Origin of the sequence: Actinoplanes lutulentus (assembly GCF_003259845.1) — a bacterium.
GTDB classification, from domain to species: domain Bacteria; phylum Actinomycetota; class Actinomycetes; order Mycobacteriales; family Micromonosporaceae; genus Actinoplanes; species Actinoplanes lutulentus.
The window spans coordinates 410671-424890 of record NZ_QLMJ01000005.1 but is presented as its reverse complement, the minus strand read 5'-3'; the positions used below and the strand labels follow the sequence as shown (position 1 = coordinate 424890).

At 69.6% G+C, this 14220-nt stretch carries 10 protein-coding genes and 1 pseudogene; 1 reads left to right on the top strand and 10 read right to left on the bottom strand.

What is annotated here, in order from left to right; all coding sequences use genetic code 11:
• Positions 1–255: 255 nt before the first annotated feature.
• From B0I29_RS14685 to uraD, 6 genes and pseudogenes are all read right to left on the bottom strand, one after another.
• On the bottom strand, positions 256–1392 hold the full coding sequence (locus B0I29_RS14685; protein ID WP_111649497.1) for a DUF6986 family protein: 1137 nt from the start codon (positions 1390–1392) through the stop codon (positions 256–258).
• An 18-nt stretch (positions 1393–1410) separates the two neighbouring features.
• Positions 1411–2961: pseudogene (aceB, locus tag B0I29_RS14680) on the bottom strand (malate synthase A); the annotation flags it as partial.
• 107 nt (positions 2962–3068) lie between these two features.
• Positions 3069–4442: an 8-oxoguanine deaminase gene (locus tag B0I29_RS14675; RefSeq protein ID WP_111649645.1), complete on the bottom strand. Its 1374-nt coding sequence runs from the start codon at positions 4440–4442 to the stop codon at positions 3069–3071.
• Complete coding sequence (gene pucL / locus B0I29_RS14670; protein ID WP_245972526.1) at positions 4439–5290, bottom strand: factor-independent urate hydroxylase; 852 nt, start codon at positions 5288–5290, stop codon at positions 4439–4441. Before pucL ends, B0I29_RS14675 begins: the two co-directional genes overlap by 4 nt.
• A 13-nt stretch (positions 5291–5303) precedes the next feature.
• A complete protein-coding gene (uraH, locus tag B0I29_RS14665) occupies positions 5304–5666 on the bottom strand; it encodes a hydroxyisourate hydrolase (protein ID WP_111649494.1) in 363 nt (120 codons plus the stop codon).
• Complete coding sequence (gene uraD, locus B0I29_RS14660; protein WP_111649644.1) at positions 5656–6144, bottom strand: 2-oxo-4-hydroxy-4-carboxy-5-ureidoimidazoline decarboxylase; 489 nt, start codon at positions 6142–6144, stop codon at positions 5656–5658. Before uraD ends, uraH begins: the two co-directional genes overlap by 11 nt.
• 118 nt (positions 6145–6262) lie before the next feature.
• Here uraD and hrpB point away from each other — a divergent pair, with 118 nt between their 5' ends.
• On the top strand, positions 6263–8752 hold the full coding sequence (hrpB, locus tag B0I29_RS14655) for an ATP-dependent helicase HrpB (RefSeq protein ID WP_220091327.1): 2490 nt from the start codon (positions 6263–6265) through the stop codon (positions 8750–8752).
• A 114-nt stretch (positions 8753–8866) separates the two neighbouring features.
• Here the strand turns inward: hrpB and B0I29_RS14650 are convergent, their stop codons facing one another.
• From B0I29_RS14650 to B0I29_RS14635, 4 genes are all read right to left on the bottom strand, one after another.
• Entirely contained in the window at positions 8867–11170 is a 2304-nt protein-coding gene (locus tag B0I29_RS14650; RefSeq protein WP_245972525.1) for a putative bifunctional diguanylate cyclase/phosphodiesterase, read from the bottom strand.
• Between the two features lie 55 nt (positions 11171–11225).
• Complete coding sequence (locus B0I29_RS14645) at positions 11226–11948, bottom strand: PP2C family protein-serine/threonine phosphatase (RefSeq protein ID WP_111649492.1); 723 nt, start codon at positions 11946–11948, stop codon at positions 11226–11228.
• 81 nt (positions 11949–12029) lie between these two features.
• Positions 12030–13064 carry a hypothetical protein gene (locus B0I29_RS14640; RefSeq protein WP_111649491.1) on the bottom strand — a complete coding sequence of 345 codons (1035 nt, stop codon included), beginning with the start codon at positions 13062–13064 and terminating at the stop codon, positions 12030–12032.
• On the bottom strand, positions 13061–14206 hold the full coding sequence (locus tag B0I29_RS14635) for a transporter substrate-binding domain-containing protein (protein WP_245972524.1): 1146 nt from the start codon (positions 14204–14206) through the stop codon (positions 13061–13063). The genes B0I29_RS14640 and B0I29_RS14635 overlap by 4 nt, the downstream gene beginning before the upstream one ends.
• Positions 14207–14220: the final 14 nt, after the last annotated feature.

Here is a 14220-nt window from a genome sequence, read left to right as displayed (position 1 = left end):
CCGACAGCGTCCCCGATCTGAGGGCGCCCGCCGTGGTCACGTCCACAGTTCGGCGAGGGCCTTGCGCTGAACTCCGGCCGGTCGCGGGAATGGGCCAGGTCGCAGCGTGGATCAGGTCGCACAGAACGCCACCGTGCGCCCCCAGCCACGCGCATACAAGAGCCCACCGAGCGCCGCCGATCTTGTGAGTTTGTGGCTGACGTGGCGGCGGAAACTCACAAGATCTGCGGCGGAAGGGAACGCAAAGAGGGGCGGTCAGGCCAGGGATGCCAGTTCTGATCTGGGGAAGCCGGCGTCTGCCAGGGCTCCGCAGTCCAGGCCGCGCAGCAGATAACCCGCCAGGGCTCGGGCGGTGGCCGGCTCGTCGGCTATGCCGCTCTCCTGGCGGTTCAGGTAGCGGTGCAGGCGCTCGACCGCTACGTCCCGGCCGTCGCGGAAGAACTCGTAGGTGGCCGCGTAACGGCTGGCCAGCTGGGCCGGGTGCAGGTCCCAGCCCTGGTAGTAACCCCGCTCCAGCGAACGCCGGACCAGCCTGTGGTGCAGCTCCCACGCCGATCGGACCTGCGAGGACGAGCCGACCGGGAGGACGTTGGTGGAGCCGTCGGAGAGGCGTACGCCGGTCTGGGCGGCCGCTGCCTGCATGACGGCCTTCGCGTAATCGGCGGCCGGGTGTTCCATCGACTGATAGGCCGCCGCCACTCCGGCTGCCGCGCTGTAGTCGTAGGTGCCGTAGTGCAACCCCGTGCACCGGCCGTCGGCTGCCGTGATCAGGCGGGCCACGGTGGCGGTGCCGTCGGCGGCCAGGACGGCGGACGGCAGCTCGACCTGGATTTCGAAGGTGAGCGAGCCGGCGCTTATCCCGTACCCACGCTCTAGTTTCTCGCAGAGGGTGACCATGGTGGCGACCTGGTCGGTGCCGCTGACCTTGGGCAGCGTGATGGTGAAAAGCTCCTGGTAGGTGTCCAGGAAGAGGTCGAGGGTGCGCAGCGAGCGGTGGCGGGTGGCCGCTTCCAACGACTTGATCCGGATGCCTAGGAAGGGCGGTTTCGGGCCTTTCGCCAGCAGGAGCGCGGCCTGCCTGACCGCGGCGTCCTCCTGGGCGTCGTCGCGCACGCCGTAACCGTCTTCGAAGTCGACGCGGAGGTCTTCGATCGGTTCCAGTTCGAGCTTCGCCCGGATGGTCGGATCCGGCCACGGGAAGTCGTGCTCGTCCATGGCGGCAAGCGCCTGAGCGCCCCAGTCGGCAAACCCGGACAGCTTGTCGGCGGGTACGTAGACGGTGTGGATCGGCTGCCTACCGGCGCGTTCCCCCGGGTAACGAGCCCGGAGGAACGCGTCGTGGGCAGCCAGGCGCCCGTCGATCTCCTGGTAATCAGAATCGGACAGGCGCACTTTTTCTCCCTAGCGAAATCAGTCGATCGAGTCGTAAGCGGCGCTCGTCAAGAAGTCCGCGAAGTCGTCGGCCAGGGCGACCCGTTCGAACAGCTTGCGAGCGTCGTCGTAGCGGCCCGCCGTCCACGCCTCGTCGCCGATCGACTCGCGGATCGCGGCGAGTTCCTCGTCCTCGATCCGGCCGACCAGCTCGGCGGTGATCAACGTGCCGTCCTCGAGGCGTACCCCGTTGTGGATCCACTGCCACACCTGTGAGCGCGAGATCTCAGCGGTGGCGGCGTCCTCCATCAGGTTGTGGATGCCGACCGCGCCGTTGCCGCGCAGCCAGGCCTCGAGATATTGCAGCGCGACGTTGACGTTGTTGCGCAGGCCGGCCGCGGTGACCGAGGCCTTCAGCGAGGAGACCCCCAGCAGGTCGTGCGCGGAAACGGCCACGTCCGGGCGCTGCTTGTCCAGCTGGTTCGGCTTGTCGCCGAGCACCCGGTCGAAGATCTCCGCGCAGACCGGCACGAGGTCGGGGTGGGCCACCCAGGAGCCGTCGAAACCGTCGCCGGCCTCGCGCTCCTTGTCCTCGCGGACCTTGGTGAGCGCCACCTTGTTGACCTCCGGGTCGCGGCGGCTCGGGATGAACGCGGCCATGCCGCCCATCGCGAACGCGCCACGGCGGTGGCAGGTGGAGACGAGCAGTTCGGAGTACGCGCGCATGAACGGCGCCGTCATCGTCACGGCAGCCCGGTCCGGCAGGATCATGTTCGGGTTGTCCCGGAAGTACTTGATGATGCTGAACAGGTAGTCCCAGCGACCCGCGTTCAGGCCGGAGATGTGCGGCCGGAGCGCGTACAGAATCTCCTCCATCTCGAACGCGGCCGGGATCGTCTCGATCAGCACGGTGGCGCGGATGGTCCCGACCGGGATGCCGAGCTTCTCCTGGGCGTAGGTGAAGACGTCGTTCCAGAGGGCGGCCTCTTTGTGCGACTCCATCTTCGGCAGGTAGAAGTACGGCCCGCTGCCACGGGAGAGCAGCTCAGCGGCGTTGTGGAAGAAGTAGAGGCCGAAGTCGACGAGTGCGCCGACGGCCGGCTCGTCGTCGACCGGCAGGTGCCGCTCGTCGAGGTGCCAGCCGCGCGGGCGCATCACGATGGTGGGGTAGGGACCATCGCCGAGTTCGTAGGTCTTCTTCTCGGTTTCCAGCGAAATAGTCCGACGAATCGCGTCGTACAGGTTCTGCTGGCCGTCGACCACGTTCGACCAGTGCGGCGTGTTCGCGTCCTCCAGGTCGGCGAGCCACACCTTGGCACCCGAGTTGAGCGCGTTGATCGTCATCTTGCGCTCGGTCGGGCCGGTGATCTCGACGCGCCGGTCCTGGAGGTCGGCCGGTGCCGGCGGGGCGGTCCACTCGGCGGCACGGATGTCCGCCGTCTCCGCGAGGAAGCCGAGGCTGGCGCCGGCCGCGATCTCCGCGCGGCGGGTGGCGCGAGCCTCAAGAAGCTCGTTGCGGCGAGGCCGGAATCGCCGGTTCAGGTCGGCGACGAACGCCACGGCCTCGTCGGACAGGATCTCGGTCATCGTTGACGGTTCCTCTCGGTGTGGTTACTCCCCCGTACCGTAGTCGAGCATTATTCACGCTCATGGTTCCGCACGGGCACCGGGATCATGCGACGGTTAACGGTATACCGTTAACCCGGCAGCAGCTTACGATGCACCCGCCGCGCCTCCCGGGTCAGGGTCTCCTCGTCCACGTTGACGAGCTCACCCCGTTCCACCACCGGCTTGCCACCGACCAGGGCCAGTTCGACCGGCGCCGGCGGGCCGAAGACCAGCGCCGCCACCTTGTCGTCGATGCCCTCGTGGCCCAGGCCGTCAAGGCGCCACAGCACCAGGTCGGCCAGCTTGCCGACCTCGATCGAGCCGATGTCGTTCTGCCGGCCCAGGCACTGCGCGCCGCCCATCGTGCCCATCCGCAACGTCTCGCGGGCGGTCATCGACTGCGGGCCGCCGCGCTGCCGGGCCGTGTAGAGCGCCTGCTTCAACTCGTCGGACAGACGCGAGGACTCCTGCGACGCGGCGCCGTCCACACCTAGGCCGACGGGTACGCGGTGGTCGAGCAGCTCCCGTACGCGCGCCGACCCCGCACCCAGCCGAGCATTGGAGCTCGGGCAATGTGCGATCCCGGTACCGGTAGCGCCCAGTTTCTTGATCGCCGAGTCGTCGAAGTGCACGCCGTGGGCCAGCCAGACGTCATCACCGAGCCAGCCGACGCGTTCGGCGTACTCCGTCGGGGTGCAGCCGAAGCGGTCCTGGCAGAACGCCTCCTCGTCGTCGGTCTCGGCGAGGTGGGTGTGCAGCCGTACGCCCTTGCGCCGCGCCAGCACCGCCGCCTCCTCCATGAGACGGGTGGTGACCGAGAACGGCGAGCACGGCGCCACTGCGATCTGCAGCATCGAGTCCGGCGACGGGTCGTGCCAGCGGTCGATCGCGGCCTCGGTGGCGGCGAGGGCCTCGTCGGTCTCCTCGACCACGTTGTCCGGCGGAAGGCCGCCGTCCTTCTGGCTCAGGTCCATCGAGCCGCGGGTCGGGTGGAACCGGAGCCCGACGCGACGGGCCGCCAGGATCTCGGCCTCCAGGACGTCGCCGCCCTCCCGCGGGAAGACGTAGTGGTGGTCCATCGAGGTGGTGCAGCCGGAGAGCGCGAGCCAGCCGAGACCGGCGCCGGCCGCCGCGCCGACCACGTCGGCGTCGAGCCGGCCCCAGACCGGGTAGAGCGTGGTGAGCCAGCCGAAGAGGGTCTCGTCGAGCGCGAGGCCGCGGGTCGCCCACTGGTAGAGGTGGTGATGGGAGTTCACCAGCCCCGGGGTGACGAGACAGCCGGTGCCGTCGACAACCCGCAGAGCGTCTTGCCCCGACTTTTCGGATTTGTCGTAAATGTCGCCATAGCGCCCCGCGCCGACGGCCGTGATCCGGCCGTCCTCACTGATGACGACGTGACCGTCCGCGTACTCGGTCCCCGCGCCGTCGACCGTCGCCACCGCGACGTTCTCAATGATGATCACAGCCACCACTCCGTCGTCGCCGCCGGCGCGTCATCCCGCACGACCGAGCCCTCGATCAGCCCATAGGGCCGATCGCCCGCGATGAACACCTCGTTCTCGTTCGTCAGGTCGAACGGCGACAGATCGACGAGGTAGTGGTGCTTGTTGGGCAGCGCCAGCCGCACCTCGGCGATCTCCTCCCGTTCGGTCAGCACGCTGGTGCCCATCGCCATCAGCGTTTGCTGCAGTGAATAGCTATAGGTACCGACAAATCCGCTTTTGAGCGCGTCCAGTGCCCCGCCGAATGAGGCAGCCCAGTCCGCCGACAAACCGGCGTGCCGCCACCGGGCATCCACCGCCGTGGCGAGGATCCGGTCGGTCGCCTCCGGCAGCGTCGTGTACTTGTCCCGGGGGAACCCGTGGAACTCCGACGCCGTCGAGTTCAGCAGCGTCAGCCCGATGACCCCGGAAACCACCTGGGTGCCGGCGTCACTGACGTTCACCACGGCCGTCCGCGTGTAATCGCCACGCTTCGAGAAAGAGTGCGGCCCCAGCCGGTCCCACGCGTACGACTCGATCGACACCTTGGCGCCGTGCACCTGTGGCTGGCTCTCCACGAAGTGCCGGGCCAGCAGGAGCGCGAACTCCTCCGGCTCACCGACTCCGTGCTCCTTCGCGAAGGCGTACACGGTGTTCTTCATCGTGTCCGTCGGAAGAACCCCGGAGTTGTCGCCGGTGGCGTGGGTCGCCTCCAGGTCGCCGGAGAGGGCGACGCTGACGTTGAGGTCGACCAGGCCGTGGGTGTCACCGTTGCGGAAAACCCGGACGAGCCGGGTCTCCGCTTTGCCGTATCGGTTGGGTCCGAGCACGATCGCCAACGGTCTAACTCCCTCGATATGTGGTGTAGCCGTACCGGCTGAGCAGCAGCGGCACGTGGTAGTGACGGTCCGGGTCGTGGACGTGGAAAGCGACGGTGATCTCCGGGAAGAAGCTGTCCGCGCCGAGATAAGGCTCCACGTAGAAGAAGAGGCGGTAACCACCGGCCTGCCAGTCGCGGACCGGGACCTGGAAACGGAACCGGCCGTCGCCGTCGGTGCGCCCCTCGGCCACGGTCTGCCAGCCCTCGGAGTCGCGGCGTTCCAGCCGGACGTATACGTCGCGGGCCGGGTCACCGGTGACGGTGTCCAGGATGTGTGTCGAGATCCGGGCGTGGAACTCGGCGGCCGTGCCGTCGTCAGAGGGCATCAAGCACCCGCTCCAGCCGGAGCAGCGCGATCTTGCGCAGTTCACCCTGGACCACGGCCCGCTCAGCGAGCGGATCGTTGCCGAGCCGCTCCCGAGCCGCCGCCAGGATCTCGGCCTGGCTGCGGCCACTCGCGAAGATCAAAAACACGTACCCGAACTTATCCTCATAAAGCCGATTGGCTTCAATAAGTTCCGACTTATCCGTAGAGGCAGCGGCAGCCGACTGCTCGGCCCTCGACCAGGCCGCCTCTTTCGACGCCCCGGCGGCACGCTCGCCGATCCTCGGGTGCGCGGACAGCCCGAGAAGCACATCGTCCCAGCTCAGCCCGGCAGCCGCGGCATCCGCGGCGGCGAACAGCTCGGCACGGTCACGGTACGGTCGCTTGGCGGCGACCTCAGCTCCCCAGGCCGGCGCCGCCAAACAGGCGAGCAACTCACTCTTGAGACGCTCAGCAGGTAACGCGTTGAAGCTCTCCACCGTCACCCCCTCGTCAATGTTGATCAGTCAAGCAGGCAGCGTCCGCCGATTGGATAGGCAGACGCAAGAATTAACAGACACATTGCCACGAAACATGAACGGAACCTTGCCCGTGCTGATACCCGCCGAAGCGCTCCCCGATCTTCCGGTCCGCCCCGTGCTGCCCGAGGTGGTCGCGACGCTCCAGCGGGCCGGAGCGGCCGTCCTCGTCGCTCCGCCGGGAACGGGCAAGACCACACTCGTACCCCTGGCTCTCGCCTCGGAGCAGAATCGGATCATCGTGGCCGAGCCGCGCCGGGTCGCCGCCCGGGCCGCGGCCCGGCGGATGGCGTCGCTGATCGGCGAGCGCGTCGGCGGCCGGGTGGGTTACGCCGTCCGCGGCGACCGTCAGGTCTCCAAGGACACCGTCGTCGAGGTGGTGACGACCGGTCTGCTGGTTCGTCGCCTCCAGCACGATCCGGAGTTGGCCGGCACCGCCGTCGTGATGCTCGACGAGTGCCACGAACGGCACCTCGATTCGGACCTCGCGATCGCGTTCCTGGCCGAGGTCCGCGCCGAGCTCCGCCCCGAGCTGCAACTGCTCGCGACGTCAGCGACGGCCGATTCTGATCGGCTGGCAGCGGTCCTCGGCGACCCCGCTCCGGTACTCACCGCCCACGCTCGCACCTATCCGGTCGAGGTCATCTGGGCGCCGCCGCCCGGCCCGGTCGCCCCGCCGCTCGGCGTGCGCGTCGATCCACGCCTGCTCGATCACGTCGCCGCCACGATCCGCCGCGCGCTCACCGAGGGTGACGGCGACATTTTGGTCTTCCTCCCCGGCGCCCGCGAGATCGACATCGTGGCCGGCCGCCTCCGGGTCGACGCCGAAGTGATCACCCTGCACGGCCGCCAGTCCGGTTCTGCCCAGGACGCCGCACTACGACCCGGCCAAGGCCGCCGGGTGATCCTCTCCACCGCGATCGCCGAGAGCAGCCTCACCGTCCCCGGCGTGCGAGCCGTCGTCGACGCCGGGCTCAGCCGGGTACCCCGGATGGATCACTCCCGAGGCCTGGGCACCCTGGCCACGGTGCCGGTATCCCGCGCGAGTGCCGAGCAGCGCGCCGGTCGCGCCGGCCGTGAAGCGCCTGGCCGCGTCTACCGCTGCTGGCCCCAAGCGCTGCACGACCGCCTGCCGGCCCAGCCCGAACCCGAAATCGCCGCAGCCGACCTGACCGGTTTTGCCCTCGACCTCGCGCTGTGGGGCCACCCCGACGGCACCGGCCTCGCCCTCCCCGACCAGCCTCCGCAGGGCGCGCTGCGCGCCGCCACGTCCGTCCTGCACGACCTCGGCGCGATCGGCGACGACGGCAAAGTCACGCTCCGTGGCCGCGCCCTGTCCGACGCGGGCCTGCACCCCCGCCTCGCGCGCGCCCTGCTCGACGGCTCCACCCTGGTCGGCCCCCGCCGCGCCGCCGAGATCATCGCAACCATCGACGACGACAGATCCGCCGGCGACGACGTGGTCACCCTCTGGCGCCGCGCGCGCGCCGCGAACGACCCACCCTTCCAGGCCGAGGTACGGAGATTGACGGCAACCCTGACCCGGTCAAGCTCCACAACCCCCGCTTCCAATGGCATGGCAGACACCCGGATCCCGGACGACCTCGCGGCCGGACTGATCGTCGGGCTCGCCTTTCCGGAACGGGTGGCTAAAGCTCGCGAACCGGGCGGTTCCGCGTACCTCATGGTGGGCGGAACCGCCGCGGAGCTGAGCGGCGGCAGCTCGCTGATGGGCGCACCCTGGCTGGCCGTGGCCGGCGCGGAGCGCGCGGCCGGATCCCGCACCGCGAGAATCCGCAGCGCCGCGCCCCTGGACGAAGCCACCGCGCGGGAGGTGGCCGCCACCCTGCTCACCGACGCCACCGAGATCGGCTGGATCGACGGCGACGTGGTCGCCCGGCAGGTGCGAAGGCTCGGCGCGATAACCCTGACCAGCGTACGGATCACCCGCCCCGACCCGGAACTGCTCCAGGAAGCCCTGCTCACCGGCCTGCGCGACGAGGGCCTGAGCCTGCTGACCTGGACCCGGACCGCGTCCGAGCTCCGCGAACGGCTGGCGTTCGCCCACGCGGCCCTCGGGTCACCCTGGCCCGACGTGTCCGATTCTGCCCTGCTCGCATCGGCGGCCGACTGGCTCGACCTGCGCACCGCACGCCGCCGCGCCGACCTGACGAAGGTCGACGTGGCACACGGCCTGCGCCGCCTGCTGCCCTGGTCGGTGGCGGGCCGCCTCGACGAGGTAGCCCCGGAACGCCTGCCGGTGCCGAGCGGGTCGAACGTGCGCGTGGACTACGCGGACCCGGCCGCGCCGGTGCTGGCCGTGAAGGTCCAGGAGGCGTTCGGCTGGCGTTCGGCACCCAGGCTGGCCGAAGGCCGGATCCCGGTGCTACTGCATCTGCTCTCCCCGGCCGGCCGCCCGGTAGCGGTGACCCGCGACCTGGCGTCGTTCTGGGTACAGGGCTATCCGCAGGTGCGGGCGGAGCTCCGAGGCCGATACCCCCGCCACCCCTGGCCCGAGGACCCGACGACGGCAACCCCGACCCGCCGCCTGAACCCCCGCTCCCGCTAACCCCACATCGCGGCATCCCGGCGGATCTTGTGAGCTTGTGGTTGCCCCGACGGCTCAGACTCACAAGATCTATGAGGGCCCGCCGACTCCGCCGAAAAGGCGCGAAACCCCTGTTCAGGGCGTCGGGGTCAGGCGGTTCAGGGGGACCGGGGGGCCGAACAGATAACCCTGGCCCAGCGGACACCCCAGCGCCGCCATCCCCGACGACCGCTCGACCGTCTCCAGCCCTTCGGCCACCACGGCGATCCCCAGCTCCGCGCAAATCGCCAGCACCGACCGGCACAACGCGCCGGCCCGATCCGGCTCCGCGTCCACATCTGTCAGCGTCGAGTCCAGTTTCACGATGTCGACCGGCATCGAGTGCAGCTGGGCGAGCGCGTTGTACCCGCTCCCGAAATCGTCCAGCGCGATCCGCACCCCGAGTCCCCGCAACGAGGTCAGAACGGCGGCGGCGCGGGGAAGGTCCGGGATCCGCAGCGTCTCGGTGATCTCCACGATCAGCCGGGACGCGGGCACACCGTGGCGTTGCAGCGCTGCCGACACCGCCTCCTGCAGACCCTGCTGCCCGAGGCGGCCGGCCGACACGTTGACGTGGATGTCGATCGGGCGGCCGTAGACCTCGGCGAGCCGGGCCGCGTCGGCGCAGGCCTGGTCGAGGACGAAGTCGTCGATCGCGGCGACCAGGCCGGTCCGCTCGGCCATGGTGACGAAGACGTCGGGGTGCACCGGGCCGGCAACCGGGTCGGTCCACCGGGCCAGGGCTTCGACGGCCACCGTGGTCGAGTCCGACAGCCGCACGATCGGCTGGTAGTACACCTGGAAGCCGGCCTCGGCCGGGCTTCCGCCGTCGGAGAGCGCGCCGGCGAGCAGTTGCGGCAGGTCGGCGTTCGGGGTGGAGTCGCGCGGGCCGGCATAGGTCACCAGGGCGCCCTTGCCGCGCCGCTTCACCGCGTACATCGCGGCGTCGGCGCGGCGCAGCAGGATGTCGGCGGAGAGCCGGTCGCCGGGTTCGGCCGCGACCAGGCCGACGCTGACGCCGACGCCGACCGAGCGGCCGTCGATCTGGTACGGCTCCCGCAGCTCGGCGAGCATCCGCTGGCCGATCGCCTCAGCCTCGGCGACCCAGACCGGGTACGGCAACTCCGCCGTGACGCGTCCCGCCGAGACCCGCCGATCCATCCCGTCGTGGACGCGTACCCCGGCGGCCGACAACACGTACCGTCGTGGCCGGAACCGGCCGCGGCGCCGGCGCGGAGCCTGCGCTGTCTCGAATCCGAAGCCGAGCACGACCGCGAACTCGTCACCGCCGAGCCGGGCCACCAGATCCTGCGACCGTACGCACGACCGCATCCGCTCCCCGACCGCGGTGAGCACCCGATCGCCCATCGCGTGCCCGAACGTGTCGTTGATCAGCTTGAAGTCGTCGAGGTCGGCGAAGAGCACCGCGACCGGCGCGCCGCGGCTCTGGTTCGCCTCCAGTGCCAGGCCGAGCCGTTCCCGGAACAGCGCCCGGTTCGCGAGCCCGGTCAGCGGATCGTGGTACGCCTGATGGTGCAACCGCTGCTGCGCCTCGGCGATCCGGTCGAGCAGCACGGTGTTGTCCATGATGGTGAGCATCTGCCGGGTGACGACGAGGGCCAGGCCGAACCAGCCGAGGTACGCCTGAGACGCGGTCAGCGGCTCCCCGCCGATCGTCTGCGCCACGAGCAGTCCCCCGACCACCACCACCGGCCCGTACGGCAGCAGCAGATGCAACCAGGGGTGTTCGAGCAGCGTGGTGTCCGGCCCCACGACGACCGGCCGGGCCGGGTTGAGCGCCGCGAGGGCGATGAACACCGGCCCGAGCAGGTGCCCGGTGACTTCCAGCCAGGCCGGCCCGGTGTCCAGAAGGCGCAGCGTGTCGCCGGTGCCGAACGCGAGTATCGCGGCCCCGATCAGCACGAGCGGGCGTCGCCCGGCCGGCGAGTCGGGCCGGGTGGTCAGCAGCAGCACGACCATGGTGACCAGGACCAGGTCGACGATCGGGTACGCGACCGGCCAGCCGGCGGCGACGTCGTCACAGAACGACCAGATCAGCGCCAGCAGCGACCCGGTGATCAGCACGCTGTCGATGATCAGGGCGAGCTGGTCGCGCCGCGGCGATGTCGGCACCGGCCGGGGCCGGGTGTGCGCGGCGGCCAGCAGCCCGACCAGCATGCAGGCCGGCAGCACGAGAAAGCCCAGGTCGGAGACGAGCTCCGGCGGGTCGGAGATCCACAGCCGGGTCAGTGACCAGACCAGCAGCCCGCCCGCGGCGAGGTGCCGCCAGTGCCGGGGAACCCCGGCCCGGCCCCGGGCGGCGATCAGGCAGGTGACCGCGGCTATCAGCCCGACGACGAGCTGAGCCAGGTCGGCGAGAACGACCACGCTCGCAATCACCACCAGATTTTCTCCGGCCGCGCCCGATGTACCGCGGCCGGAGTAAAATACCTGGTCAGTCTCCGGCGGTCACGTCCGCGACCAGAACGGTCACATTGTCGGGGCCGCCGCCGCGCAGCGCGAGGTCGACGAGGCGCTCCGAGCACGACTTCGGGTCGGGCACACTGCGCATCTCCTGCTCCAGCGTCGCGTCGGTGACAACGCCGGTGAGACCGTCGCTGCACAGCAGCCAGCGGTCACCGGGCTGCGGCTCCACGATGACGTACGCGGGAGTGACCGGCTCGCCCTGCAGGACCCGGGTCACCACGGCCCGGCGTGGATGCCCGGCCGCTTCCTCGGGCTTGAGCAGGCCCTGGTCGATCAGCATCTGGACGTACGTGTCGTCCTTGGTCAGCTGGTTGAGCCGGCCGTCGCGGAGAAGGTACGCACGCGAGTCGCCGACGTGGGCCATGGCCGCCCGCTCGCCGTTGAAGAGCACCGCCGTCAGCGTGGTGCCCATCCCCTGAAGGCTCGGGTCGGCAGCGACCTGCTCGGCGATCCGGCCGTTGGCCGTCTCCAGCGCCTTGTGCAGCGCGTCCATCTGGTGGTCGGTGGCGATCGGCACGTCGAGCGAGACCATGGCTTCGATGGCGAGGCGACTGGCGAGATCGCCGGCGGCCATCCCGCCCATGCCGTCGGCAACAACAAGGAGGTTGTCACCGGCGTAGTGACAGTCCTCGTTGTTGCTCCGGACGTGTCCTTGGTCGGTGACGGCCGCCCACCGGAGGTGCAAGGTCATGGCGTGCAGCCTGCCAGGTCGATGCCACGCTGTCTGCACGTGGTGGGCGGCGCGTCGCACATGTCGTTGTCGAAAATACACTCAGCTCGGATCAAGGGGACGTCCCAGGCATCTTGGATCGACTTCGGTCACCGCTCGTGTCGGTGCGATCCACCGTAGCGCCGATGCCTCCACGGGCCATCCGCGGACCGTCACACCGCTGTACGAAGGCGGTGCCGTGTCCGGGCAGAGGGTCCGGGATCGCACCTCGCCGTTGGGGATGAACTCCACTTCGCCGTCCGCCTCCAGCATCGTGGTGGAGTTGTCGTCCACCGAGATCAGCTGTCCGCGTACGACAGTGATGGCCTTGCCCTCGGCGCCCACCTCGACGGCGCTGTCGGGCAGGACCGGGGCGCGCAGGAAGACCACGCCGACCACGAACGGCAGGGCGAACGCCGCACCGATCGCCGGCCAGTACGTCGCCATCCGCGCCCACTTGGCCGGCACCGGCCCGGTGAGCACCGGACCGAACAACGGTGGCAGGGCGAGCAGAGCGGCAGTGGACCACTCGCCACCGTTCACAGCCTGGACGATGCCCGGCCAGACGAAGATCCAAACCAGCACACCCACCACCACCGGTACGCCGATCGTGATCCAGAACATCAGCACGCGCTCGCCCTGGACGCTCTGCGCCGCGGTCAGTCCGAGGATCGCGACGACCAGCAGCGCGAGCAGCGGCAGCAGCTGCAACTGCCAGGTGAACGCGGCGATCATCGCGGCCACCGCCACCACCCAGCCGGGCATCCGCAGCGCGGCCACCGCCAGGTACGACGTCCCGGCATGCCCCGGCACACTGACCAGCAGAATGCCGCCGAGCATCCGGACCACGAGGATGGCCGCCGGGATGGTCCAGCTGAGCGTGATGAAGAGCGCGCCGACCATCCCGAGCGGATTGATGTACTGCACGAGCAGCAACATCGTGGCCATGTCCTGACGGCTGAGGTACCAGAGCCGGAGCACGAGCAGCAGCAGCGGGAAACCAGGTAGGACGGCGAGCAGCCAGTTGAGCTCGGCGCGATAGCGGGGCCGGGCGCCGTGCCGCTCCTTGGAGACAGCGCCGGTGTGAATCTCACTCATCCCAGCGGATCCTCCCAGGGCAGGTGCCGCACGTCGGGGCGTTCGACGCGGGGCTGCATGCCTTCGGCGATCGGGACCGGCTTGTCGTCGTCGATCTCGGACTGGAGGTTCTTCTGGTAGGCCAGCTCCCAGCGGTCGTCGGCCGGGTCCGCGTAGGACCGGTACAGCGTCAGGTTGACGAGCTTCTCCAGCGCCGGGTTGTCACCGACGTTGATCCCCCACCGCTCGACCGAATCAAGACCCAAATCCCAATGTACGTATTTTTCGGGAAATTTGTGTTTCCACCCCGCCAGGATCGCCGCGTCCGTGCTGATCGCATCCACTTCACCCTTATCAAGCTCGGCGAAGCACTCCCGGACCCGGTTCTTCCGCGACACGATGGCCTTGACGTCGTCCAGTGCGGTCTGACTCGTCGATGTGGACAAGGTGCAGACCTTCTTGCGGTAAAGATCCTGCAGCGCCGAGACCGGCGCATGATCCTTGAGCGTGATCACCGACTGCTCGGTGAACAGGTAGGGCGCCGAGAATTTGACCCCGGCAGCCCGACGCGCATCGGTCACGCTGTAACTGGCTATCACCAGCTGCACCGGCACCCGGTTGCCCTTGGCGTCGTTCGCCTGCATCCGGGCGCGGTCCTCGCTCTCCATCCCGTAGAACCGCACGTCGTCCCGGCGGAACCCGAGGTCCTCCGCGATCATGTAAGCGATGTCGATGTCGAACCCCGACCACAACCGCGACTTGGTATCGAAGAACGCCGTCCCGTATTGGTCGTCCTTCACGCCGATGTCCAGCGTGGTCCAGGTGTCCACTCCGGCCTGCTCGCGCAGCTCGGCCACCGACGGCGGCCCGCCGACCAGCAGCCGGCTCATCGTCACCACCAGCACGACCACCAGCAGCAGGCCCAGCCCGGCGAGCCGCCACGCCCGGAACCGGTACTCCCAGTCGGCGATCGAGCGAAGCTGAACCTCCTCGATGACCTCCTCGAAGACCTCCTGCTCGGCGATGTCCCGTGAGGCGATCTCCTCGGCGGTCACATCGAGAGGCGGGACGATCCGGCGGCGCAGCCACGGCAGATCCGGCGGCGTCCACTGCCGGAACCGCCGCCCCACCGGTTCAATCTCACTCTCGTCCCGGTCGACCATGCCGGACATGGTGC